Genomic DNA, 24793 nt, shown 5'->3' on the forward strand with positions numbered 1-24793 from the left:
TTATAAAAATGAAGGATTATTCGACTGGATATCAGGGAAAGATAACAGCCAAATTGAGTGGTTGGGAAAATATATAGATAAAGAAAGACAATTACGACATTACAAACGTAGAACAAGGGTATTTGAGAAAAAAGAGTTGATTCATCTTGCCTTACCGTCTTTGGTTTATGTCATTGGTATGTCATCTAGCGATAGGGAACTCTTGTCGATAAAAATGAGAAGAGCTTGGGGACAAGTTAAATATAGAGAGAAGGTCAAGAAAGAGAACAAGGTCAGCTTCAACTTTGTTACTGACAAAAAAACAAGAGAGAAACTAAAGAAACTCTCAGTGGCTTTCGATCTAACAATGAATGAAACCCTTGATAGGTTAATAAATGCAACGCATGATAGCGCTCTATGCAAACCAAAAGTAAACAACAATCCTATTACTCCTCCCTCCTCTACATCACGATTTGATGCAAGCACGTTTCTTGGCTTAATCAGCCCAAGCCGCTTTAGTGATAAGTAATACAGCTACTCAGGCCATCTTAGCGGAGGGTAATGGGTGGACATTCGCTTCCATTAGCGATTGCAACTTGTTACCCCATGCCTCCAGAACCTTCAACTGCTCATCGATATAATCATGATGGTTATAGACTCTGAGCATACCTGGCAGCTGGTGGCCGACTGTCTTTTCAATCGCTACGATATCTAACCCCATTTCACTACAACGACTGATAAAGGTACGGCGCAAGTCATGAGGTGAAAAGCGCTCAAAGTCGCTAGGTAGATTACGTTTGATCAATGCCCGTACAGCCGCAGGTTCTTGCACTCTATCGACCATTAGTTGGGGCCATACCAACTTCCACTTACTTGGCACACTGTCACGCTGCTCGTTTAGAAGTGCAAGCAAGTAACCACTTAAAGGCACTTTACGTGCGTCTTGGCTTTTAGTGTGCCGCTCTTCTGAGCTGGCTGGTAATAGCCAAATTCCCTCATCAAAATCTAACTCACTCCAACGCATTTCCAGTACGGCACTAATACGCTGTCCACAACCAAGTAAGAACTGCATTAAACGGATGTTCGAGGGATCTGTACGCCATGACGGCATACTCGTTAACAGAATCTTTAACTCTGAAAAGCTTAAATTACGTTTTGTCACTTTAGAGCCGCCGCCAACATCTTTTGCTTTCAACTGTGGTGCAGGATGAGTATCAAGCATATTTAGTGCTAGGGCATGGTTAATCACTTGATTGATGATTTTATGACAAACCCCGATAGCCCCCGCCATACGCTTACCGTCTTTATCGACCTTCGCATCAAAGACCCGGTTTAGGTCATATATGCTCAAATCAGCTAATTTGATGCCACCGAGAATCGGCTTGATATCTCGATAGTAAATGGTCCTCGACTGGTCACCACGAAGCTGTTTTGAAAGACGTTTTTCATCGAAGCTAATAAACGCATCGTCAAAGGTCTTCGCCTCATCTTGCGCTCGTTTCTCGATATCCAACTCAACTTTTGGGTTCTTACCATTCTCCAACCAACTACGATAACGACCCGCTTCCTTTCGCGCCTGATCCAATGTCATCCCGCGCTCTGGTTTGATCTTAATGTATCGACCCATAGAGATTTTTTCGTGTTTCTTCCCTACTTGAAAACGAAAGATCCAAGTCATTGTGCCAGTTGGACGAACTCGAATGTTCAATCCTTCGACTTTCTTATCGGGGATCGAGTATTCCTTATCCTGTGGCTTCAATGCTTGCAACGTTGCATTGGTACTGATTCGTTTCGTCATCGTTGGAAAACCTCTGCATTTCTGGGTACGGCTCTGGGTACGGCGTGGGGTACGGCAAACGTCGAGTTTCTATTGTACGGCTTTGGACTTTACCGGACAACATGATTACAAAAATAAATAAAAATCATAAACTTAAGCTCAAAAAATATAACTCTATAGACTTTGACGGATTAAAGGTTCGATTTACCCACCACATGGAAGCAGGTGTGATGCTGGAGAAGATTAAATAAGACTTTCAATCGGTATTTAAATTTCGATTTAATCAGCTTTCACGCATTCGTACTGACAACATTACCTATCATGCTGCTCGCTCTGACTAACGGTTTAATCAGAGCGGGCGATGCAGAGCCCATACGATAACCGTTGAGATCACCGCTTACCTTCTGCCCCCAATGCAGAATCTCTGCATACTCACCCAATTCTACAATCATTAGAACCTGCGCACCGGTTAATTCAATCAATGGTTATCTGTCATTTTGTCTGACTTTGAAGCAGGAAATTACATCGCATCACAATGAATAGAACAAAATAATCGGTGAGCCAAACTAAATGCATGGGAACGTTTACAGATTGATTTTGATATAAACATCAGATCCAAAGCCAATCTCATCAAGGAAAGTTCATCACTCGCCGTTAAAACTGCTTAAAAACACATTCAAGAGAGGATGATCACACGAAAGAAGAATAAATTCGTTATTACTATGAAAATGTAAACCCCACCATGGAAACGTTTCCACATTTTATTTACACTGAATAGCAAGCTAGGACTCAAAAAATAAAACAATTAGCTACTCTATGTATGGCACTGTTTTTGGCCGCGTTAGCGTCGATTACCAGAGCAAAAAAGTCATCCATTACGGTATTCACTACCGTAGCGCAACACGGTTAGAAACAAAAAATCAAGTAGGAAAACCATGAAGGCATTTTCAGATATTCTCCAACGACGTGACTGGGAAACCCCACAATCAGTGAATATTCACTGCTTAAAAGCACACAGCCCACTTTCCAGTTACCGAGATATTGACCATGCCCGTGACGGCGTTTACGCCCAACGTCAATCGCTGAATGGCCAATGGAAATTCAAAGTGTTCGACTCGCCAGAACAAGTCGAAGGCGAGTTTATTCAAACCAAATTCAATGACACGAACTGGGATGAAATAACGGTTCCTTCCAACTGGCAGCTACAAGGCTACGACAAACCAATTTACACCAACGTAAAATACCCGTTTGAAGTAAACCCTCCATTCGTGCCCGCCGAAAACCCGACAGGTTGTTACCGCACTACGATTTCCCGCTCAGAAGCCGATCTTGCCAATACCCAGCGCATCATCTTCGATGGTGTAAACTCAGCATTCCACCTATGGTGCAACGGCACTTGGGTGGGATACAGCCAAGATAGCCGCTTGCCTTCCGAATTCGACTTATCGCCCTACCTAGTGGCTGGCGAGAATACACTTGCCGTGATGGTGATGCGTTGGTGTGATGGCAGCTACCTAGAAGACCAAGACATGTGGTGGCTAAGTGGTATTTTCCGCGACGTAACTTTGCTTTCTAAACCGCAATACTGCATTGAAGATGTATTCGTCACGCCAGATTTGGATGCGTGTTATCGCGATGGTTCACTATCAATCGTGACGCATATTTCAGCGCCAGATTGTTACCAAGTGCAAGTGCAGCTCTTTGATGGTGAATGCGCGGTGACTGAGCCGCGAATTGATCGCCCGCACAACCGCCGTATTGACGAGCGGGGCACATACGATGACGTAGTATTTCAAACATTGCATGTGCGTGAGCCAAACAAATGGAGCGCAGAAACCCCCAATCTATACCGCCTAGTCGTTTCACTATTAGATGAAAACGGCATGCATCTAGAGAGTGAAGCCTATCATGTGGGCTTTCGCAAAGTGGAAATCACTGATGGTCAGTTGAAACTCAACGGCAAGCCTTTGCTGATCCGTGGCGTTAACCGTCATGAGCATCATCCAGAGCTTGGGCATGTGATGACAGAAGAAGACATGATCCGCGACATCTGTTTGATGAAGCAATACAATTTCAACGCGGTACGTACAGCGCACTACCCAAATCACCCTCGTTGGTACGAACTGTGTGACCAATACGGCTTGTACGTGTGCGATGAAGCGAACATCGAAACCCATGGCATGCAGCCGATGAATCGCCTTTCGAGCAATCCACAATGGGCGCACGCATACATGAGCCGCTACACCCAAATGGTGATGCGCGATAAAAACCATCCTTCTATCATCATCTGGTCTTTGGGTAACGAGTCTGGCCACGGCAGCAACCACAATGCGATGTACGCTTGGTCGAAAAACTACGATCCGTCGCGCCCTGTTCAATATGAAGGTGGCGGTGCCAATACCGCTGCAACCGACATCATTGCGCCTATGTACGCCCGTGTGAATACAACGATTGCAGATGAAGCAGTACCAAAATGGCCAATCAAAAAATGGATTTCTCTACCCAACGAAACTCGCCCACTGATCTTATGTGAATACGCCCACGCGATGGGTAACAGTTTGGGGAGTTTTAATGAATATTGGGATGCATTCCGCGAGTTTCCTCGCCTTCAAGGCGGCTTTATCTGGGATTGGGTAGACCAAGGCTTGAGCCAATGGGACGAGAACGGCCAACACTTCTGGGCTTACGGTGGCGATTTTGGCGATAAAATCAATGACCGCCAGTTCTGCATCAACGGGTTGATCTTCCCAGATCGCACTGTGCATCCAACATTGGAAGAAGCCAAATACTGCCAGCGTATGATTCGCGTGTCGCTGCAAGAACAAGTGAAAGGATTCTGTCATCTATTAGTAACTAACGAAAACCTATTTCGTGCAACGGACAACGAGCAATTGAACTGGTCACTTTTGGAAGATGGCAAATTGATTCAATCTGGCTCAGTGGTGCTGAACATCAAAGCCGATAGCCAAGCAACCGTAGAGATTGCTTTTGAATTTACACCTAAAGCAGAAGCGCGATACCACTTGAATACTGACATCACCTTAGTGGCTGAAACACTTTGGGCACCCGCGGGACATGTGAGCGCTTCTGAGCAATTTGCGCTACGCAATACCTCAGGTCTCGCCATGCCTATATTGGAAAAGCAACCAGCCCCAGCGATAAGCCAGCAAAAAGGCATGATCGTAGTCACCAGCCTAGATGAGAAGCATCAATGGTGTTGGGATAGTCAAACAGGCTTGATGATTGATTGGCAAGTCGATGGCAAAGCGCAAATGCTGGCGGCACCGCAAGATAACTTCTTCCGTGCGCCACTGGATAACGATATTGGAGTGAGTGAAGTGGATAACGTAGATCCAAACGCTTGGGTATGTCGTTGGGATATGGCTGGTATTGGCCAATGGAAACGCGAATGTGTCAGTTGCCATAGCGACATGTTGGCGCATGCCGTGCAAGTAACATCAACTTTCGCTTACCAATTCAACGGTGCCGTACAAGCCATCACCACTTGGACGCATACGCTGAAAAACAGTGGCGAAATGCAGCTGACCGTTGATGTGACACTTGCCGATGATCTACCACCCATGCCACGTATCGGCTTGGAGTTGCAATTGCCATTGCATGAGCAGAGTACACCAATCACTTGGCAAGGTTTAGGTCCGTTTGAGAACTACCCAGACCGCCTATCTGCAGCACGTTTTGGCTTGCACACGCAAACGCTAGAAGAGATGCACACTCCGTATATTTTCCCAACCGACAGTGGCTTACGTTGTGGAACTCAATGGCTGCAAGTGAACGAACTGGTGATATCTGGCGATTTCCAATTTAGTGTCAGTCAATATGCTCAACAGACGCTGGCAAAAGCAAAACACACCTGTGATTTAATGGCAGAAAAAACCATTTATGTGCGCCTAGACCATCAGCACATGGGCGTGGGTGGTGATGATTCTTGGAGCCCTAGTGTGCACAAAGAATTCCAGCTAACTGGCAATAATTACGTTTACCGAATATCGTTCAAACCAATTTTGCATCGTATTTAAAAACGCACCGATAACGGCTATCGCCACTTACAACGATTACGTGGCAGCGGGATGCATGACGCTACGACAAGAAAACGGCGTCCACATCCCTGTGATATGTCTTTGATAGGCTTGGATGACGGTCACATCGCACGCTATATCTACCTAGTCATTGATGACTTAGTCGGCGTGATGGCGACCAAGAAAACCCAATTTTCTTCCAACCCAGAGTAGCAACAACAGCAATACGAGAATGGCGAAAAAGTTAGAACCAGAATCTGGATATTGTGCTTTGATAAATGCCGAATGACCAAAAGCACCGACAAAGAAACAGGCAAGCGCTACCAATGGAAGATCTTCCGCCACCGGATGGCGCAAATATTCTTGATACAACGCCTGCACAGAAAGCACTAATGCAATCAATGGGAAAATGGAGAACGGAACTTGGCTAATGGTTACCCAAGACAACAAAGCATCGCCGCACATACCTGCGATGAGCGCTAGCACAAGTGTTTTTCTTTCCGAACCACGATGGGTTGTGTTGTTTTCATTCGACATTACTCTATCCCCCCTTTGAGCCGATTACGTTCACGTTCTTTGCGATACCAAAATGCCCCTTTGGCTAGCATTCGCAACTGCATGATCAAACGTTCAGCAAGCTCATCTCGCTCACGTCGATCTAAATCTAAAGCTTCAGCGCCGGAGCTGAACACCAAAATAACGGAAGCTTCGGCCTGAGTTAATGCCTCGTCACGGCCCATGCCTGTCGTCATCAAATACTCGGTGAGCTCTGCGGAAAAGTGCTGTATTTCTCGCACTACCGCGGCACGAAACTCGCAAGAAGTACCTGAGCGTTCTCGCAGTAATAAGCGAAACACATTGGGACTACTTTCAATAAATTCCATGAAGGTTTCAACCGACGTGCGAATCACACTGCCCTCTTTGACAATGCGCTGCCGTGCTTGGCGCATCAATTGGCGCAGCAGTAAACCACCTTCATCAACCATGGTTAAACCCAACTCATCCATATCTTTAAAATGTCGATAGAATGAGGTGGGCGCAATCCCCGCCTCGCGGGCCACTTCTCGTAAACTTAAGTTAGAAAAACTCCGATCGGCACTTAATTGGCTAAATGCTGCATCAATCAATGAACGACGTGTTTTTTCTTTTTGTAATGCGCGAATTCCCATCGATTTCATATTAAGTCGCTTCTCTTTTACTATCTGAGCCATACTATAACGTGATTGAGCACGTTGTCTAAGCCACAACATCGCCTCTTTGGACAAAGTGACCAATTAAACAGTCACCTAACCTAATTTCAATCACTCGCCACAGTAAGATGGGCAAAGCAATAGCATAAAGTGGCATTTTCACCTCTCGAGCGTGATCCTCTCCACTCTCTGATGGCAACATCGTTTACCGCACTGATGGATCAGTTAAAATCTCGCTACAGCAATGTTAAACAAATACAACAAGGAATAGAGTATGGCGAACCAAAACCACTTCGATGTCATCGTAATTGGTAGCGGCCCAGGCGGAGAAGGCGCCGCAATGGGTTTGACTAAAGCGGGGTTTAATGTCGCCATTATCGAAAAAGAGAGTAGTGTTGGCGGCGGTTGTACCCATTGGGGCACCATTCCCTCCAAGGCGTTACGCCATGCGGTCAGCCGCATCATCGAATTCAACAGTAACCCTCTATTTTGTAAAAACAACACCAGTATTCATCTCACTTTCTCTGATATTTTAGGCCATGCTAAATCTGTGATTGATAAACAAACTCGCTTGCGCCAAGGCTTTTACGATCGCAATCAGTGTACGCTGATTTTTGGTAACGCTAAGTTTACCCACAAAAATACCGTGGCGGTTACGCACGCTGACGGCAGCATCGAAAAATACAGCGCCGACAAATTTGTGATTGCGACTGGCTCACGCCCTTATCAACCTGATGATGTTGATTTTACTCATGAACGAGTTTATGACAGCGATTCGATTCTCTCGCTTAAACACGATCCTCGCCACATCATCATTTATGGCGCAGGCGTCATTGGTTGCGAATACGCTTCGATTTTCCGCGGATTAGGCGTCAAAACCGACCTCATCAATACCCGTGACCGCTTGCTGTCGTTTCTGGATAACGAAACGTCTGATGCACTCTCGTACCATTTTTGGAACAGCGGCATTGTGATTCGTAATGATGAAACCCATGAAAAGATTGAAGGCACTGACGATGGTGTGATCGTTCATTTGCAATCGGGCAAAAAAATGAAAGCCGACTGTATCTTGTATGCCAATGGACGCACGGGCAACACTGACAAATTGAACCTCAAAGCGGTGGGCCTGAATGCCGACTCACGTGGCCAACTGGCCGTCAATCGTAACTATCAAACCTCGGTGGAGCACATCTACGCAGTCGGTGATGTAATTGGCTACCCAAGCCTTGCGAGCGCAGCCTATGATCAAGGTCGATTTGTCGCTCAAGCGATTGCTCATGGTCAAGCGCAAGGGCACTTAATTGATGACATTCCAACTGGGATTTACACCATTCCTGAAATCAGTTCAGTGGGCAAAACAGAGCAAGAACTCACCGCGGCCAAAATTCCGTATGAAGTTGGCCGCTCTTCGTTTAAACACCTCGCACGAGCACAAATTTCTGGCAAAGATATCGGCAGCTTGAAAATTTTGTTTCACCGAGAGACAAAAGAAATTTTAGGTATTCATGTGTTTGGAGAACGCGCGGCTGAAATCATCCATATCGGACAGGCAATTATGGAGCAAAAAGGCGAAGCCAATACCCTCGAATATTTCGTCAATACCACCTTCAATTATCCAACCATGGCCGAAGCCTACCGCGTGGCGGCGTTAAATGGCCTGAATCGATTGTTCTAATCATCGACCGAATTCTGCCTGCTAATGGAATGAAAGCCGCTAACGAGTGCGGCTTTCTTTTTGGTAACCTGGTGAGTGAAGTGCTTAGGGATAGATTCAATGATCAAGTGAGAAAAACACCGCGTCGCCATTGTGAGATAAATAGCACACCTAAACTGATGCCGCGCATTGCCATAAAGCTGAGCATCGCCATCCACAGGGCGTGATTACCCAAAGACTGAACCAGATAGAAAACGCTGAAAAAACTGCACATCGCGACAAACATGCTGTTGCGCATCTCTTTACCTTTGGTCGCGCCGATAAAAATACCATCCAATAAAAAACACCACATCGCGGTTAACGGCATCGCCACCAGCCACGGTAGATAACGGTTAGCCGCTTGCTGAACTGCGTTAATGTCAGTGATCAGCGTGATCAACGCCGATCCCCACACCGCAAACATCACCGTTAACGCTAAACAGATTAGCGCACTCCAGAAAAAACTGCCGATCAGAGCACTTTTGAGCTGCGCCTCACTTTTTGCACCAATCGCTTTGCCAACCATGGCCTCCATCGCATAAGCGAAACCATCCATGCCATAGGAGATCATCATCAAAAAACTCATTAAGACAGCGTTAGCCGCCACAGTTTGATCGCCAAAGGCCGCCCCTTGAAAGGTCATAAAGCTGAACGCCGCCTGCAAACAGAGTGAACGCAGGAAAATATCGCGATTCAATTTCACAAAGCGGCTAAGACCTTGTGTCACTAAAACACCTAGCTGCAGTGGCGAAGGGAGTTGATGCCGCAACCAATAGCGCCAAACACACAGTAAGCCAAAGCTCATGCCCGCATAATCGGCGATAACCGATGCCAGCGCAGCACCTTCCACTTTCCAGCCGAAACCCAACACAAACAGAATATCCAACGCGATGTTGGTTAAGTTAGTGATGATCACCATCCACATCGGCGCTTTAGCATTTTGCGTGGCTAACAGCCAGCCGAGCAGTACAAAGTTGGCCAATGCGGCGGGCGCACTCCACGCTCGAATCACAAAATACTGCAACCCATATTGCTTTACTTGCTCACTGGCACTGCTGGCTGAAAAAATCGCATCGCCAATCCATCGATGCAGAATCAAAAACAACAACGCAAATGCCAGTGCCATCAAGAGCCCTTGCAACAAGACTAACGCCAGTTTTTGTGGCGACTGTTCACCGTATGCTTGCGCTGCAAGGCCTGTGGTCGACATTCTTAAAAAGCCGAGTAACCAGAAAGTGACACTGACTACCGTACCGCCAAGCGCCACTCCACCTAAATACCAAGCGTGTTCCAGATGACCGATCACCGCCGCATCAACTAAACCTAACAGCGGTACAGTAATATTGGACAGCACCATAGGTATCGCCAGTAGCAACACTTGCCGATGTACGGAACGATTCGATAACGTTTGTAAAATAGATTGCAACACGTTGACCTCTCATGGGTGAGAGCAAAGTGTAGCGGAGTGATAGGAGGACGGCTAGCGGTTACTCACCAACGGACATAAACTAAAACGGGTGTTAAGCGCAGCTTGTAAACCATCACCTTACTTAACCAACGTTGCCATAATTTCCAGCGGCCACAATGTTGATCGAGCGGTGAAAACGTTTTTGCCGACGAAGCCCAAGGCAAGACATTGAGTACCGCTTCGGTTGGATTAGCAAAACCATGTCCGTAATGGCCTGAGCCCATTTTCTGACCTAAAGCGGAAGCAGTTTTGTCTCCAGCCAGCATTAAACAAGCCGCCGCATTAGAAAAATGCAAACCCAATGCGCGGATAAAATAGGTGAGTTGCTGCGCCGTACAATCTAATAACGCATGCTCACAAACGATTAAAACGGCTGAGGATTCCGCAATAGGCAATCCATCCAACCACTGAAGATCATCGACACTGCCACACACATGTTGATAACGCTCACTGCGATGAAACAATTTCTGCCGCCACAGCAGGTTTTCGGTGATATCGAGTTCTATCCAATGGCAACGCCCGTTGTCTACCCGATAAAAACGGGTATCTAACCCTGCACCGACATTAATGATCCATCCATCAGGGTTACGCTCAATAAACGCGCGCACTTGTTGATCGCACAATTGCGTTAAGGTGGCATGCAGTAATTGTTTTTGATCGATATCACCGCTTAAACATTCGGGGGCTAAGTGACAGCTCTGGCAGGCCTTTGCAGCGATCGGATCATACACTAACCCGTTATCAACCAAACTTTCGCGGCTACGAAACCACAACGGTTGAACTAAATTGGTTGGAATATGATGACGTGGGGTTAGTGAATGTTTATCGGTAGGCATTACCATCTTCCTTATGTCGCAACTCGATGTAACAACAAAGAAGATGATAATGAATATCAGTTAGAATAACAAGTTATTGAGAATAGATCTCAATAATAAATCACATCCAATCGGTATTGCGAATAATGCCGACGGCCACACCTTCAATGGTGAGCTGCTGAGATTTAAGATCCACTTCAATCGGTGAGAACGCTTCATTCTCTGCGTGCAATAACACGGTAGAGCCTTTGCGTTCTAGACGTTTTACCGTCACATCATCTTCAACACGCGCCACCACCACTTGCCCATTACGCACATCTTGTGTTTTGTGCACTGCGAGTAAGTCACCGTCCATAATGCCAATATCTTTCATACTTTCGCCTTGCACACGCAGTAAGAAATCCGCTTGAGGGCGAAACATATTGGGATCCACTTGGTAATGCGCTTCGACATGCTCTTGCGCCAAAATAGGCTCTCCCGCCGCGACTCGACCAATTAAAGGCAGGCCAAGATCTTCTGGCTCATTGGCAGCTTCAAGTAAGATACGCAACCCACGAGAGGCACCCGGAATAATTTCAATCGCTTGTTTACGAGCCAGTGCTTTTAAATGCTCTTCTGCGGCATTGGCGGAACGAAAACCCAGCTCGCGTGCGATTTCAGCGCGAGTCGGTGGCATTCCGGTTTCGTCGATCTTACTGCGGATAAGATCAAATACTTGTTGCTGGCGGGGCGTTAACGGCTTCATATCTCACCTGTCTGTTTATACAGTTAACTGTGAGTATATCCAGTAATCGAATAAATGGAAGAGCGGACGCTTATTTTTTGGCTATTTACAAAAAATGCCGCAATCGACCGATAAATACCTCACCGATTCACTCACCGCGCTCGCAAGTGATGCTGTTTTACTAAACAATAATGATTAAAAGGTTTGACCAGTTTCTGGTATCCTTGCGGCTCAAAAATAGCTAGCCGCTTCGGCGCATATCGATTTCTCTGAGTATCAACTCACAGGGAAATGGACATGCGCTTAAGCATATTGAAATATTCTTGAGGCGACGACCTTTATGTCTTCTGGACACTCATTATCTCGTTCACTACTAAAATTACCTTTGTCTGCGTTGGTCAAAGGCACGGCGATCCCTTCTAATCCAATAGAAGACCACGGCATTGATATTCACAAGCCGATTGTTTACGCCTTACCTTTTCGCTCAAGTGTTGATTTGCTCACCTTGCAAACTCACGCCAAAGAACTGGGTTTACCTGACCCTCTGCAACCACTTGAGCTAAACGGCAAAAGTTTTGCCCGTTATGTTTTCATCTCGGCGCGCCCAACCTTGATGCGCAATGATCAGCACGTTCCTAGTGACTCTATCGCTCTTTTTTCTGAACTGCTTGAGCTACATAAGTTTGATACGGAATTGGACGTTCAAATGATCCCAGCGACGGTGCTTTGGGGACGTAAACCAGGTAAAGAGGGGCAAGAGAAACCCTATCTCCAAGCCTTAAATGGCCCACAAAAAGCACTCGCGGTAATTTTTGCTGGACGCGATTGCATGGTGCGCTTTAGCCCCGTCGTTTCACTGCGCTATATGGCTGATTCACACGGCACCGACGAATCTATCGCGCATAAATTGGCACGAGTGGCTCGTATTCATTTCTCTCGCCAAAAGCTGGCGGCTTCTGGGCCAAATTTGCCCAATCGCCAAGCGCTGTTTAACCGCCTAATTAAATCACAAGCGATTGAAAAAGCGATTGAAGATCAAGCGAAAGCCAACAATATCTCCCTCGAAAAAGCGCGCAAAGAAGCGCATGACATCATGGATGAGATTGCCGCTGATTTCTCTTACTCCTTAATCAAGAAAGGAGAGCGCATACTGGGCTGGTTATGGAACCGCATTTACCAAGGGCTTAATATAAATAATGCCGCCACCGTGCGTCGCCTTGCGCAAGATGGACACGAGATTGTCTATGTCCCTTGCCACCGCAGCCATATGGATTATCTCTTACTTTCTTATGTGCTGTATCGCGAAGGTATGGTGCCACCGCATATTGCTGCCGGAATCAACTTGAACTTTTTCCCAGCAGGTCCGATTTTCCGCCGTGGCGGTGCATTCTTCATTCGTCGCAGCTTTAAAGGCAATAAGCTCTATTCGACCATTTTCCGCGAATATCTGGCCGAGCTATTTGCCAAAGGCTATTCAGTTGAATATTTCAGCGAAGGTGGCCGCTCACGCACTGGCCGTTTACTGCCAGCGAAAACAGGCATGCTGGCGATGACCATCCAAGCCATGTTGCGCGGCCTTAACCGCCCGGTGACCCTCGTGCCGGTTTATATCGGTTATGAACACGTGATGGAAGTGAGCACTTACGCCAAAGAGCTACGCGGCAAAAGTAAAGAGAAAGAAAATGCGGGTTTAGTGCTGCGCACGATTCGCAAGCTGCGTAATTTTGGCCAAGGCTATGTCAATTTCGGCGAACCGATCCCGTTGAACCAATACCTTAACGAGCAAGTGCCAGAATGGACGCAAGATATTGATCCTATGGGCAGCACCAAGCCGCAGTGGATCAACCCTATTGTTAACCAACTGGCCACCAAGATGATGACGCACATTAACGATGCGGCGGCGGCCAATGCCTTAACTTTGTGTGCCACCGCGTTACTTGCTTCACGCCAAAGCGCACTGGCTCGTGACAATTTGGTTAAGCAAATCGACTGCTATTTATCGCTACTAAATAACGTGCGCTACTCAGCAACCTGCACTGTGCCTAAAGCCAGTGCGGAAGAACTGGTTAACCATGCACAGTCGCTCGACAAGTTTGTAATTGAATCCGATACCATGGGTGAGATTATTTCCCTTGATCGCAATCAGTCGATTTTGATGACCTACTATCGCAATAACATCATTCATCTGTTTGCCATTCCCTCACTGATTGCGCAGATGTTGATCCGCCAGCAAACACTATCACTAGAGCAGATAACCGCCAATGTGACACTGATTTATCCCTTCTTAAAGCAGGAGCTGTTTTTAAGCTTTGCGCAAGATGAACTCGCAGATGTAGTCAACGCTTACGTTAACGAACTGCAACGTCAACAATTAGTAACGCTAGAAGAGGGTGTCGTGGCTATTAATCAAGCCAAAACACAAGTGTTGATGCTGCTCGGTCGTACCATTTCAGAAACCCTACAACGCTACGCGATTGCTCTCAATCTACTGGTTGCCAACCCTGAAGTGGGCAAATCAGATTTAGAGCAAAAAAGCCAAGAAATTGCACAACGTCTTGGCCGTTTGCATGGCATCAATGCCCCTGAGTTTTTTGATAAAGGGGTATTCTCCGCCATGTTTGTCACGCTCAAAGAGCAGGGCTATTTGGATGTTGATGGCAATTGCCATTTAGAACCAACCGTTCAGCTAGCACGCCTACTTTACTCGATGCTCTATCCTGAAATTCGCTTAACCATTCAAGAAAGTCTCTGCCAAGCGAACTAATCGGGCGTAAGAAACAGTAAAGGCATCCCAATGGATGCCTTTACTTTATTCGTGAAGTACTTACAAAAACTAGTGAACTACTTACCAAAACGCAAAAAGCAGGCCCAACGTTAACACCATGCCAACGTGATTGTTATTGAGAAAAGCGTGGAAGCATAAATCACGATCACGATGACGAATTAAACGCTGCTGATAGACAAACAGAGCCGCTGCAGCCAATACTGACCAATAAAAACTCGCCCCTAACTGATAATAACCACCAAGTGCGATCATCAACGCCAGTACCAATAACTGTAAAATGCCGATGATGATTTTATCAAAACGACCAAATAAAATAGCGGTCGATTTGACTCCGATATTGATATCGTCATCACGATCAACCATCGCATACTGCGTATCATACGCCACAGTCCACAACGCATTGATCAAAAATAGCCCCCACATCACTGCTGGCAATTCGTTGGCTTGCGCCGCCCATGCCATCGGAATAGACCAACTAAAGGCCAGCCCTAATACCAACTGCGGAAGGTGTGTATAACGTTTCATGAACGGATAAACAAACGCTAATGCGATACCGACAAAGGAGAGCTGAACCGTGAGTGGATTCATGGTCAAAACCAGCAGGAAAGAAGTGATACCTAGCGTTAAAAACAGCGCAATCGCCTCTTTGGTTGTCACACGCCCGGCAGGCAAAGGCCGCTGTTTGGTTCGTTTAACATGTCCATCGACTCTGCGATCGGCAAAATCGTTGATCACGCAACCCGCTGAGCGCATCAACAACACCCCCAACACGAATACCAATAATACTTTAGGATCGGGGAAACCTTGCGCGGCTAAAATCAATGCCCATAAGGTTGGCCACAACAATAGCAAAGAACCAATTGGCCGGTCCATGCGCATCAGTTGCCAATAAGCACGCGCCTTAACCAAAGTCATGACACTCTCTCCTTAGAGTAAATCGGTGAAAAGGGTAAAAACAGCTCCGCAACTAACATCGGTTTATTATTCATCCATAATCGTGAACGGCGTGCAAGCAACGGCCCCTCTTCCATCATTGCCCAGCCCACTTGTAGTGCGTCACGCTTAACGTGCTCAGCACGAAAAACCGTTAACCCAAGCGGAATATCACCTTGGCGCGCTAAGTCATATTGCTGACCCAGCATCGAAGATTGAGGAATTAAAGTTCGGCCTAAAACCCATGGCTGTTGATCACCACGCAGCACAACCTGGCGTAACAAACAGGCTTCATCAGATAACAGAGCCATCTCATCACCCTGTAATTTTTCTGCCTCAACGAGCTTATTGTGCAGTAGTTCAACGCTCAGTTGCTGACACTGCGCCTCTAACACGCGAGATAATGATCCTTGCTCTAAAAGCCAAGACTGAGAAACCTGATCAGGAAAAGAAAAAACGTCAGGTTGTTGCCAAATTACTTCTCGCAAAGCAGACAGATAGAGCGAAATTGATTGATTCATACTAGTATTCAATTAGTGGCTTTATCAACATACAATAAAGGTCCATTTTTGGTTAACACAACCATAAAAAGCGCTCACTCACAGAATCCCTCGGTTGGAGGTTAAAAACCCGCTTGTAAAAACGGGAAGCGACAACTGCGGTATATTCCAAACAACGAGATAAGCATTTTGATTACAATCCGATGCTCTATTGTAACAAGACTCAAGCGATTCGAGTATCGTGAACCAACTAAAGAAAAGATAGAAATATGCTTAAACGTTATGTAGCCCAAATAATTATCGCCCTAAGCTTGTTTTGTGCGTTACCAAGTTATGCACAAGATGAAAAAACGCCTAGGCTGGCGTACTTTACCTTAGAGCCGGATCTCACCACCAACTTTTTCACTAAAGGAAATAAGTTAGGTTACATCCAAGTTCGTATCGACGTGATGGTATCCAGCGACGCCGATTTACCCGCCGTTGAACGGCACCAACCACTGATTCGTGATGCCATCGTCGAGCTACTCGGTAAACAGACCGAAGAGACGATAAAATCACTCGCAGGTCGGGAAGATTTAAGAAAAACGTTGGTCACAGAGCTCAACGCGGTGTTACTGCCTGAAATAGGCCGAACCATTATTGCTGACCTACTGTTTACTAAATACATCTATCAATAGAGCAGCAATTGTCGCTCTATTGATGTTTTTGCTTAACGAGTTCGATGACGGCTGGCGTCATTTAATCCAAAGGCGATTCCTGCAAATAGACCCGCTAAATGCGCGCTGTTGGCAATCGCCATAAAGGGTTGCACAAAGCCGAGCACCAACCACACCAGCATAAAACCGATCACGGGTTTGGGCATTTGCAAGCCAAGATGAGGGGCTTTCCAACCAAGCATCCATAGATAACCGACCAACGCATAGACCACACCCGATAAACCACCAAAATTGGCTCCTTCAACCCAGTACTGAGCCGCACCGGACAACAATGCTGACACTAAAAATAGCTGTCCAAGTTTGAATGAGCCAAGCCGTTTTTCAACATCGCCCCCCAACTGCCACCACCATAACAAGTTAAAGACGATGTGTAGCACAGAGAAATGAAGTAAAGCATGACTAAACCAGCGCCAAATCTGCCATTGCTGCCCAGCCAAAGCAGGAAAATGTAATGCGGAAAATACTTGATTGGCTAGCCCAAACTGCTGCAATGCAAAGATAATGGCGCATGCCATCATCACGCCCAGTGTTAAAGGCCCAGCTTTGGCTTTGAGCATCGCCAACATGCTCGGTGAACGATATTGAAAGTGACTTTTGCGGCTTTCAGCCACATCCCATGAAGCGGCTTGATACTTTCTGTCATTTGGATTGTGCAGAAAATGGTTGAGTTCCGCTTCGGCTTCAATCTGATGTTGCTCATCAAGTAACCATAACGCAAATTGACCACTCCCTTCCGGCATCATTTGAATCTCAATTTCACGAGAGGCCATGTAATCAATAAAGGCTTGCGCCATTCTTGGGTTATTGAGCGTGATCAGTCTTAACATAAGTCATCCTAATTGCTGGTTACGGGCAAGCCAGCACGATGCCAAGCTTCGAATCCACCATCCACACTATACACCTGTTCAAAACCTTGGTTAATCAGATACTGTGCAGCACCTTGGCTGCTAATACCGTGATAACACATCACTAAAATGGGTTGGTCAAATTCGCTTTTTTCCATAAATGAAACCATGCTGTCGTTGGTTAAGTGGAATGCGCCATTTGCATGTGCAACCGCAAAAGATTGCGCATCACGAATATCCACTAATTGCGCATCATGTTGTTCCATTAAAGCTTGTGCTGCTTGAGCATTGATATGTTGAAACTGATCCATCGCTTCCTCTGATTGGTTTTATTTTTAGCGTTTGATTGTAACCTATCCCAAGGCAATCAAGTACACGGCCTTTATAAGGTTATCCACCACTGATCACTTTTTCGCCGTTTGTGGATAATCTTGTGGATTGCGTTGATAAAGTAGTAAATGAGAAATAGATCCACAACATGTAGTGATGATCCTTACTTTTCTGTGTGTAACACAATACATATCCCCAAATATAAAACGGTGTTCAAGCCTTGATTTAACCGACTTGATGACAGCTCACGAATAATTTTGTCACAGAGTTATCCACAATCAGCGCGCTGAAAATTTGATCACTTAAAGTGATCAAAAATAAAAAAACCGAGATCGTAAGATCTCGGTTTTTAATGCGCTTCACAATGAGTCAGTGATTAGAACTCGCCGACAGCATCCTTTAGCTTCTTCATTGCATTTTTTTCTAGCTGACGAATACGCTCAGCTGAGACTCCATACTCTTCCGCTAACTCTTGTAGCGTAGCTTTTTGATCATCCAACCAACGAGAGCGCACAATATGTTTACTGCGTTCATCTAGGCTAGCCAACGCCAAGCTTAAACGATTGTTAGTGTGATGCTCCCAATTCGCCGCTTCAATGTTATCCGCAAGATCCGAATGCTTATCTTCGAGATAAAGCACAGGTGCCGTGTAAGAAGAGCTCGAATCATCGTCTTCCGCCGACATTTCAAAGGTGGCATCTTGCGCGGCTAAGCGTGATTCCATTTCTCGCACTTCAGCCGGGTCAACGCCCAACTCACGGGCAACCGCTTCCACTTCACCGCTATTAAACCAGCCTAAACGCTTTTTCGATTTGCGTAGGTTGAAGAATAGCTTACGTTGCGCTTTCGTGGTCGCTATTTTTACAATGCGCCAGTTGCGTAACACGTATTCGTGAATTTCAGCTTTGATCCAGTGCACAGCAAAGGAAACCAGTCTCACCCCAACTTCTGGGTTGAAACGCTTCACCGCTTTCATTAAGCCAATATTGCCTTCCTGAACTAAATCCGCCATGGGCAGGCCATAACCAGAATAGCCACGAGCAACGTGAACAACGAATCGAAGGTGCGATAAGATCAACCCTTTCGCCGCTTCAATTTCACCTTTGTAATGTAATCGCTCTGCGAGTGACCGCTCTTCTTCCGCGCTCAGCATTGGGTAGCTGTTCACTGAACGAATGTAGCTGTCTAAGCTGTCTTGTGAAACGAGAGCCATTTGATACGTTTGGTTTGTCATTCAATTCCTCATCAATTTCTGATCTGGAGTAATGGATGTTTTTAACCCGACAATCTTGAACCTAAAATGAACAAGATTCAAGCAAGGGGAAACTATTATGCATAAACAAGTCGCCTATACAAGTGCTGTGGCTAAAGCTAGCCAACAGTTATTGCCTACATATGACAATATTCAACTAAACTGGTTCAATTTCTTTTAAATGACGCTGCGCAGATACTTTTGCCGCTACGCATCCTAAGAAAGTACCGAGCATCAACAGCAGTAAGGATTCATCCCAACTTAGGCCAATAAGACGAAAACGGCTGTCATACAGTAGGGCAAGATCTTCAACGGCACCGTTCAATAAAATAGTCACAAAAGCGGTTAACAGCCAAGCGGCGAATGCGCCCAACAAGCCAAACCACATGCCAGCATAGAGATAAGGGCGCAAAATGTAGCGATCGGTGGCACCGATCAATTTCATGGTTTGGATCTCTTCTTTATTGGCTTGTACGTTAAAGCGCAAGGTGTTGCCCACAATCAGAAATACAGCGCCCAACATCAATACCGATAAACTCGCGACAATGATCGCCGCTAAAGTTCGAATGGCGTTTAACCTAGCAAGCCAATCTTCATCCAAGCGTACATCCGTGACGTCTTGTTCTGCTTGTATTTTTTTCGCCAGCGCTTTGATTTGCTCTTGCTGCTCAACCTGCGGGGTAACAATAAGCACGCCAGGTAAAGCGTAATCATCCAATAAACTAATGGCTTGTTCAAACCCGGCGTATTGACTCAGGTCATCCAATCCTTGCTGCGGTGAGATGTACTCCACGCTGGCGACATCGGCCAAACTTTCTAGCTCATCTTTCAACACCATAATTCGTGCTTCAGGTGTGCGCTCATGTAGATAGACACTGATCTGAGCAGGGCTGGTGACATTATTGGCTACAGACGCGATATTTTTGCTCAGCAGGTACATACAGGCAGGCATCGCAAGCGCCATCGAAATAACGGCGAGCGTTAAAATATTGCCGAGTGGGCGTGACCATAAACTTGAAAATGAGGCCTTGGCCTGCTTAAAGTGGATGGCTAAGAAACTATCGGTTTTGGCCCGTTTCGGTTCACGTGCTTTCGCGTTCCTTTTATTCGACGACTTAACGGCCATAGTCTTCTACCTCGCTTAAAAAACCTTGGTTAAGTTCTAAATGACGATATTGAGGACGCGTGTTGACTAAGCTGATGTCGTGCGTCGCAAGCAAAATAGAGACTCCGGCACGGTTAAACTCTTCAAACAGTTTAAGCACACGGTTAGAAAGCTCTGGGTCTAAGTTACCCGTAGGCTCATCGGCCAGCAGTAAGGTAGGTCGGTTCACGACCGCTCTTGCGATACCCACTCGTTGCTGCTCACCCCCAGAAAGTTGGCTCGGTAAACAGCGTGCTTTGTCTAATAGATCAGTTTTATCCAGCGCAGCTGAGACGCGACGCTTAATTTCATTTTCTGAAATCGATTCAATGCGCATTGGCAATGCCACATTGTCGTAAACCGTTCTGTCCATCAGCAAGCGATGATCTTGAAACACAATGCCGATGTTGCGGCGTAAAAAGGGAATATCTTGATTGGGAATACGCGTAATATCGTGACCGTTAAAGCTGATGCGCCCATCGGTTGGACGCTCAATCGCACAGATTAACTTCAACAAGGTACTTTTACCGGCTCCGGAGTGCCCACCCAAAAACGCCATTTCTCCTCGGCGTAGGTGAAAGTCGACCTTTTGCAGCGCCTGACGGCCTCCGCGATACGCTTTGCTGACTTGTTGAAACTTAATCACTCGCTATTCCTCTCACCAGTCTCCATTGGATGATGAGGTGCTCATTGAGCACCCACGCACACTTACTCTTCGCGGCTAAACAGAGCTTCAATAAATTGCTGCGTTTCAAACGGACGTAAATCGTCAATCCCTTCACCAACCCCAATAAAGCGGATCGGAATTTCAAACTGATCTGCCAGCGCAAAAATAACGCCGCCTTTCGCCGTGCCATCCAGCTTGGTTAAGGTGATCCCAGTCACCGGGGCCACTTCACTAAAGAGTTTGGCTTGGCTGATGGCGTTTTGCCCAGTAGCGGCATCTACCGTCAGCATCACTTCATGCGGCGCTGATTGATCAATTTTTTTCATGACGCGCACAATTTTACGCAACTCTTCCATGAGGTTGCTCTTGTTTTGCAAGCGACCAGCGGTATCGGCGATCACCACATCCACACCACGTGCTTTGGCGGCCTCAATCGCATCATAAATCACTGATGCGCTGTCTGCGCCAGTGTGCTGGGCAATTACTGGTACGTTGTTACGCTCGCCCCACACCTGCAACTGCTCAACAGCCGCCGCACGAAAAGTATCGCCCGCCGCTAAGATCACTTTTTTACCTTGAGCTTGAAACTGTTTGGCCAACTTACCTATCGTGGTCGTTTTGCCTACACCGTTGACGCCGACCATTAAAATAACGTAGGGCGTTTTTTGGCTATCGATCACTAACGGTTGCTCTACTTTAGCCAAAATGTCAGCCATTTCGTCTTTCAGTAAACCGTAGAGTGCCTCTCCATCTTTCAACGCGTGGCGAGAGGCTTTTTCTGTCAGATTGCTGATGATTTTGAGTGTGGTTTCCATCCCAACATCGGCAATCAGCAGTTGCTCTTCCAGCTCTTCAAACAGCTCATCATCAATTTTCTTACCTTTAAACAGACCAAAGAAACCCGCACCAATATTGGCTTTGGTTCGGCTAAGGCTGCGTTTTAAGCGTGCGAAAAAACTCTCGCTGGGTTTTTCTTGCTCTTGAATTCGTGCTTCTGCTTCTGCTTCTGCTTCTGCTTCTGCTTCTGCTTCTGCTTCTGCTTCTGCTTCTGCTTCTGCTTCTGCTTCTGCTTCTGCTTCTGCTTCTGCTTCTGCTTCTGCTTCTGCTTCTGCTAGCGCAGTGTGTGGCTCTTCGATGGGTTGAGCAACTGCCGTCGTTTCTTGTTCTTGCTCAGAATCAACTGGTTCTACAAGCGTAGATGGCTCAAGCACTTGTTCTGTTTCGCTGGTTGATTTACTTGATTCTTCGTCACCAAAACCGAGCCAAGAGAGTAATCCACGTTTCTTTTTTTCCGTCATCTGGGGATATCCTAGATCTACCTAACTAACTACGACCCTTTTCTTGAAGGATTATCCCTCGTAAGAAAAAGAAAAATGACAAAGCAGTGAAAACTTTCCAATTAGATTGGTAAACTTTGTCATTATTGAAATTCAATGGCTATACCAAACCCGTTTCGGGTTGGCAGATTGGGTATAGTATCACTTTATTAGCGGTCAAAAAATCTATGGTAAGACGTCGCCAACAAAACTCATCACAAAATAAGCCTTCAACGGGCTTTGTTCGCATTATTAGTGGCTTATGGAGAGGTCGTAAACTGCCTGTTCATGATGCCCAAGGTCTGCGTCCCACGACGGATCGCGTCAAAGAAACTCTTTTTAACTGGTTAGCACAGGAGATCCCTGGTGCACACTGCTTAGATTTATTTGCAGGCTCTGGCAGCCTTGGGTTTGAAGCCGCCTCAAGGCAAGCAGAATCCGTGACGCTGATTGAACTCAACCCGACGGCATTCAAACAGCTTGAACACAATATTGGTGCGCTCAACGCGACCAACTTACGAGCGATAAATAGTGATGCGCTGGCCTTTCTCAAGCAGCAAGGGACGCCTCACCACGTGGTATTCATCGACCCGCCGTTTCGCCAAGGCTTATTAAGCGAAGCCGTCTCGCTTTTAGAACAAAATGGCTGGCTTGCTGATGAAGCGCTGATTTATATTGAGACGGAAAAAGAATTGGCGCTAGAAGGCATCCCTGCTAATTGGCATCTACACCGTGAGAAAAACGCAGGCCAAGTCAGTTATCGACTATTTGAGAGGAGCTCGGAATGAGAGTGTTACTGGTACTTGCAAAAGCAGCGATTGCTTTTGTTTGGTTGATTCTATTACTGAATATCTTCATGCCGTTCCCCGGTAAAGCGGCGATTGCACTTTATATTATGACGGCATTTTTGTTCATTATGCACGGACTACAAATGCTGATTTTTATCGGTGCGTTTGGTGACAAGATCAGCATGAGCCGTTGGGAAAAATGGTCGATTCTGGTATTTGGAGTCTTCGCGCTGCTCGATATCCGCCGCAAACACATGATGTAAGTTAACGGCATAAAGAAAGCAACATAGGAAAAGCCGCTTCAAGTTCACACGATAGGCGGCTTTTTTATCCCCGAATCACAGCCCCATATAGCTTTTTACGCCATTTAAGAACATTTGCGTTGAGATCATAACTAGCAATAATCCCATCAAACGCTCGACCGCTTTTAAACCACGTTCACCCAGCACTTTGTGGAAGAAACCGTAGAACATCAAAATGATGAAAGTGGCGCCCCACGCGAGCAGTACAGAGGCTGACAGCTCAAGGAGTTTGTCAGGGTGCTGAGTCGAAAGAAGCAGTAAGGCCGCAATCACTGAAGGACCCGCGATCATCGGAATTGCCATCGGTACGATGAAGGGCTCTTCCCCCGCCGCTAATCCAGTAATGCTACCTGCACTAGGGAAAATCATTTTAATCGAGATGATGAAGAGAATGATACCGCCAGAAATGCTGAGAGTTTCCGGTTGCACGTGCAAAAAACCCATGATGTTTTTGCCAGCAAACAGGAACAACATCAAAATGATCAACGCAAAACAGAGTTCGCGCACGAGCACAACACGGCGACGTTTGGGATCAAGGTGTTTTAAGATGGAGAGCATGACCGGCAGGTTGCCAAGCGGGTCCATGATCAAAAAAAGCATGGTCGCCGCCGATAAAATATCCATCTCTCACTACTCACATCGATTTAAAGTGGCAGCAGTATATCAGCCCAGTCATGAGATTTCGATGCTCCTGAAAGTAACGATATAGATGACGCAATAATGTTTACAAGGCCACCGAGGCAGAGATTAACGCTTGCGCTAATAAATAGCTGCCAGAAATAAGATAGCGCCCACAAGGCAATGGCCTGCGGTAATCGTGAATGGCTAACAAACTGGCCGAGAGCATCAGCACCAGACAGCCAACAAACCCGGCAAAGGCAGGCACTGTTTGCGTCTGCAGCCACAACTCTCCCGCCGCCCACGCCAACTGAACTAACATCATACCCATAATGGTTACGGGAAAAATCAAGGTGTCGATTTGCGGCAGCAATAGGAAAAAAGCCACAATACTGGTCGCAATCAAAAGGGCAGGTAGCCACCACACCATAGTGTCAGAAAGTTGCGCCCAGAAGGCTTTACTGTACATCAACTGTGCGACAAGAAAGCTAGCAAAACAGAGTTTTGAGTAGCGTTGCAACAGATGCAATGTGTCCGCGATTGCGGAAATAAGCAGACCGAGCGTGACCCATAAGATAGGAGAAGTGAGCTGCGTGGTATGGTTTAGAACTATCGCCACCAATAACAGCATACTGAGTGTTTTAAACATTACCGCTTGCTTGATTTTGTTACTTTCAACAGCCGAAATACTAATGAATCCAGACAAAGCAACGGAGAGCCAACTCCACATCTCATTTCCCCTTTAAAAATCTGCGGTCAGTGTAGGCATGTCATCATTGAAGTCCAGCAGATGAACGCAAAAATTGGATCTTGCTAGCGAATCGGAACGTTGGCTTTATTCAACAACAAAGAGTGCGAAAACAATCAAAGCTCACTCTTTACTCACTAACCCTCACTTTCAATCACCACAATGA

General features: G+C 46.3%; 23 protein-coding genes and 1 pseudogene. 7 read left to right on the forward strand and 17 right to left on the reverse strand.

Annotation, left to right across the window (positions count from 1 at the left end; genetic code table 11):
• A pseudogene (locus tag B9J84_RS16210) lies at positions 1–508 on the forward strand (hypothetical protein); the annotation flags it as partial.
• A gap of 9 nt (positions 509–517) precedes the next feature.
• Here B9J84_RS16210 and B9J84_RS04190 read toward each other — a convergent pair.
• Together B9J84_RS04190 and B9J84_RS04195 are read right to left on the reverse strand one after the other, a co-directional pair.
• Positions 518–1777: a site-specific integrase gene (locus B9J84_RS04190; protein WP_047459694.1), complete on the reverse strand. Its 1260-nt coding sequence runs from the start codon at positions 1775–1777 to the stop codon at positions 518–520.
• Between the two features lie 269 nt (positions 1778–2046).
• Positions 2047–2238 (reverse strand): hypothetical protein, encoded by a 192-nt coding sequence (locus B9J84_RS04195; protein ID WP_094123602.1) that lies wholly within the window; start codon positions 2236–2238, stop codon positions 2047–2049.
• A 453-nt stretch (positions 2239–2691) separates the two neighbouring features.
• Here B9J84_RS04195 and B9J84_RS04200 point away from each other — a divergent pair, with 453 nt between their 5' ends.
• On the forward strand, positions 2692–5793 hold the full coding sequence (locus B9J84_RS04200; RefSeq protein WP_094123603.1) for a beta-galactosidase: 3102 nt from the start codon (positions 2692–2694) through the stop codon (positions 5791–5793).
• 159 nt (positions 5794–5952) lie between these two features.
• On the opposite strand, the gene B9J84_RS04205 is transcribed toward B9J84_RS04200, so the two are convergent.
• On the reverse strand, positions 5953–6330 hold the full coding sequence (locus B9J84_RS04205; RefSeq protein ID WP_017042075.1) for a YijD family membrane protein: 378 nt from the start codon (positions 6328–6330) through the stop codon (positions 5953–5955).
• The gene (fabR, locus tag B9J84_RS04210) at positions 6330–6971 is read right to left on the reverse strand and encodes an HTH-type transcriptional repressor FabR (RefSeq protein WP_017048583.1); all 642 of its coding nucleotides are present in this window, start codon (positions 6969–6971) and stop codon (positions 6330–6332) included. The genes B9J84_RS04205 and fabR overlap by 1 nt, the downstream gene beginning before the upstream one ends.
• A gap of 286 nt (positions 6972–7257) precedes the next feature.
• Here fabR and sthA point away from each other — a divergent pair, with 286 nt between their 5' ends.
• On the forward strand, positions 7258–8658 hold the full coding sequence (sthA, locus tag B9J84_RS04215; RefSeq protein WP_017048582.1) for a Si-specific NAD(P)(+) transhydrogenase: 1401 nt from the start codon (positions 7258–7260) through the stop codon (positions 8656–8658).
• Positions 8659–8761: 103 nt separating this feature from the next.
• Here the strand turns inward: sthA and dinF are convergent, their stop codons facing one another.
• The 3 genes from dinF to lexA all read right to left on the reverse strand — a co-directional run bounded on the left by dinF (position 8762) and on the right by lexA (position 11704).
• Complete coding sequence (gene dinF, locus B9J84_RS04220) at positions 8762–10105, reverse strand: MATE family efflux transporter DinF (protein WP_094123604.1); 1344 nt, start codon at positions 10103–10105, stop codon at positions 8762–8764.
• A 62-nt stretch (positions 10106–10167) separates the two neighbouring features.
• Positions 10168–10986 (reverse strand): class I SAM-dependent methyltransferase, encoded by an 819-nt coding sequence (locus tag B9J84_RS04225; protein WP_017044869.1) that lies wholly within the window; start codon positions 10984–10986, stop codon positions 10168–10170.
• A gap of 94 nt (positions 10987–11080) precedes the next feature.
• Complete coding sequence (lexA, locus tag B9J84_RS04230; protein WP_026028591.1) at positions 11081–11704, reverse strand: transcriptional repressor LexA; 624 nt, start codon at positions 11702–11704, stop codon at positions 11081–11083.
• Between the two features lie 319 nt (positions 11705–12023).
• Here lexA and plsB point away from each other — a divergent pair, with 319 nt between their 5' ends.
• A complete protein-coding gene (gene plsB, locus B9J84_RS04235; RefSeq protein ID WP_094123605.1) occupies positions 12024–14447 on the forward strand; it encodes a glycerol-3-phosphate 1-O-acyltransferase PlsB in 2424 nt (807 codons plus the stop codon).
• An 81-nt stretch (positions 14448–14528) separates the two neighbouring features.
• On the opposite strand, the gene ubiA is transcribed toward plsB, so the two are convergent.
• Complete coding sequence (gene ubiA, locus B9J84_RS04240; RefSeq protein WP_017042069.1) at positions 14529–15383, reverse strand: 4-hydroxybenzoate octaprenyltransferase; 855 nt, start codon at positions 15381–15383, stop codon at positions 14529–14531.
• On the reverse strand, positions 15380–15934 hold the full coding sequence (locus B9J84_RS04245; RefSeq protein ID WP_013855487.1) for a chorismate lyase: 555 nt from the start codon (positions 15932–15934) through the stop codon (positions 15380–15382). The genes ubiA and B9J84_RS04245 overlap by 4 nt, the downstream gene beginning before the upstream one ends.
• A 236-nt stretch (positions 15935–16170) precedes the next feature.
• Between B9J84_RS04245 and B9J84_RS04250 the strand changes: the two genes are divergently transcribed.
• Entirely contained in the window at positions 16171–16578 is a 408-nt protein-coding gene (locus B9J84_RS04250) for a flagellar basal body-associated protein FliL (RefSeq protein ID WP_094123606.1), read from the forward strand.
• A 32-nt stretch (positions 16579–16610) separates the two neighbouring features.
• Here the strand turns inward: B9J84_RS04250 and glpG are convergent, their stop codons facing one another.
• From glpG to ftsY, 6 genes are all read right to left on the reverse strand, one after another.
• A complete protein-coding gene (gene glpG, locus B9J84_RS04255; protein WP_094123607.1) occupies positions 16611–17444 on the reverse strand; it encodes a rhomboid family intramembrane serine protease GlpG in 834 nt (277 codons plus the stop codon).
• An 8-nt stretch (positions 17445–17452) separates the two neighbouring features.
• The gene (gene glpE / locus B9J84_RS04260; RefSeq protein WP_010316900.1) at positions 17453–17773 is read right to left on the reverse strand and encodes a thiosulfate sulfurtransferase GlpE; all 321 of its coding nucleotides are present in this window, start codon (positions 17771–17773) and stop codon (positions 17453–17455) included.
• A gap of 395 nt (positions 17774–18168) precedes the next feature.
• Complete coding sequence (gene rpoH, locus B9J84_RS04265; RefSeq protein ID WP_013855491.1) at positions 18169–19026, reverse strand: RNA polymerase sigma factor RpoH; 858 nt, start codon at positions 19024–19026, stop codon at positions 18169–18171.
• A gap of 175 nt (positions 19027–19201) precedes the next feature.
• Positions 19202–20170: a permease-like cell division protein FtsX gene (gene ftsX, locus B9J84_RS04270; protein WP_013855492.1), complete on the reverse strand. Its 969-nt coding sequence runs from the start codon at positions 20168–20170 to the stop codon at positions 19202–19204.
• The gene (gene ftsE / locus B9J84_RS04275) at positions 20160–20834 is read right to left on the reverse strand and encodes a cell division ATP-binding protein FtsE (protein ID WP_010316903.1); all 675 of its coding nucleotides are present in this window, start codon (positions 20832–20834) and stop codon (positions 20160–20162) included. The genes ftsX and ftsE overlap by 11 nt, the downstream gene beginning before the upstream one ends.
• Positions 20835–20896: 62 nt before the next feature.
• Positions 20897–22153 (reverse strand): signal recognition particle-docking protein FtsY, encoded by a 1257-nt coding sequence (gene ftsY, locus B9J84_RS04280; RefSeq protein WP_094123608.1) that lies wholly within the window; start codon positions 22151–22153, stop codon positions 20897–20899.
• Positions 22154–22359: 206 nt separating this feature from the next.
• On the opposite strand from ftsY, the gene rsmD reads away from it, so the two are divergent.
• Together rsmD and B9J84_RS04290 are read left to right on the forward strand one after the other, a co-directional pair.
• Positions 22360–22959 carry a 16S rRNA (guanine(966)-N(2))-methyltransferase RsmD gene (rsmD, locus tag B9J84_RS04285; protein WP_026028287.1) on the forward strand — a complete coding sequence of 200 codons (600 nt, stop codon included), beginning with the start codon at positions 22360–22362 and terminating at the stop codon, positions 22957–22959.
• Positions 22956–23222, forward strand: a complete 267-nt coding sequence (locus B9J84_RS04290) for a DUF1145 domain-containing protein (RefSeq protein WP_088731368.1) — start codon at positions 22956–22958, stop codon at positions 23220–23222. The genes rsmD and B9J84_RS04290 overlap by 4 nt, the downstream gene beginning before the upstream one ends.
• Before the next feature lie 75 nt (positions 23223–23297).
• Here the strand turns inward: B9J84_RS04290 and B9J84_RS04295 are convergent, their stop codons facing one another.
• Positions 23298–23885: a YhgN family NAAT transporter gene (locus B9J84_RS04295; protein ID WP_017048588.1), complete on the reverse strand. Its 588-nt coding sequence runs from the start codon at positions 23883–23885 to the stop codon at positions 23298–23300.
• Between the two features lie 100 nt (positions 23886–23985).
• On the reverse strand, positions 23986–24609 hold the full coding sequence (locus tag B9J84_RS04300; RefSeq protein ID WP_013855503.1) for a lysoplasmalogenase: 624 nt from the start codon (positions 24607–24609) through the stop codon (positions 23986–23988).
• Between the last annotated feature and the right edge of the window lie 184 nt (positions 24610–24793).

The organism is Vibrio sp. V03_P4A6T147 (assembly GCF_002241085.1).
Lineage (GTDB): Bacteria > Pseudomonadota > Gammaproteobacteria > Enterobacterales > Vibrionaceae > Vibrio > Vibrio anguillarum.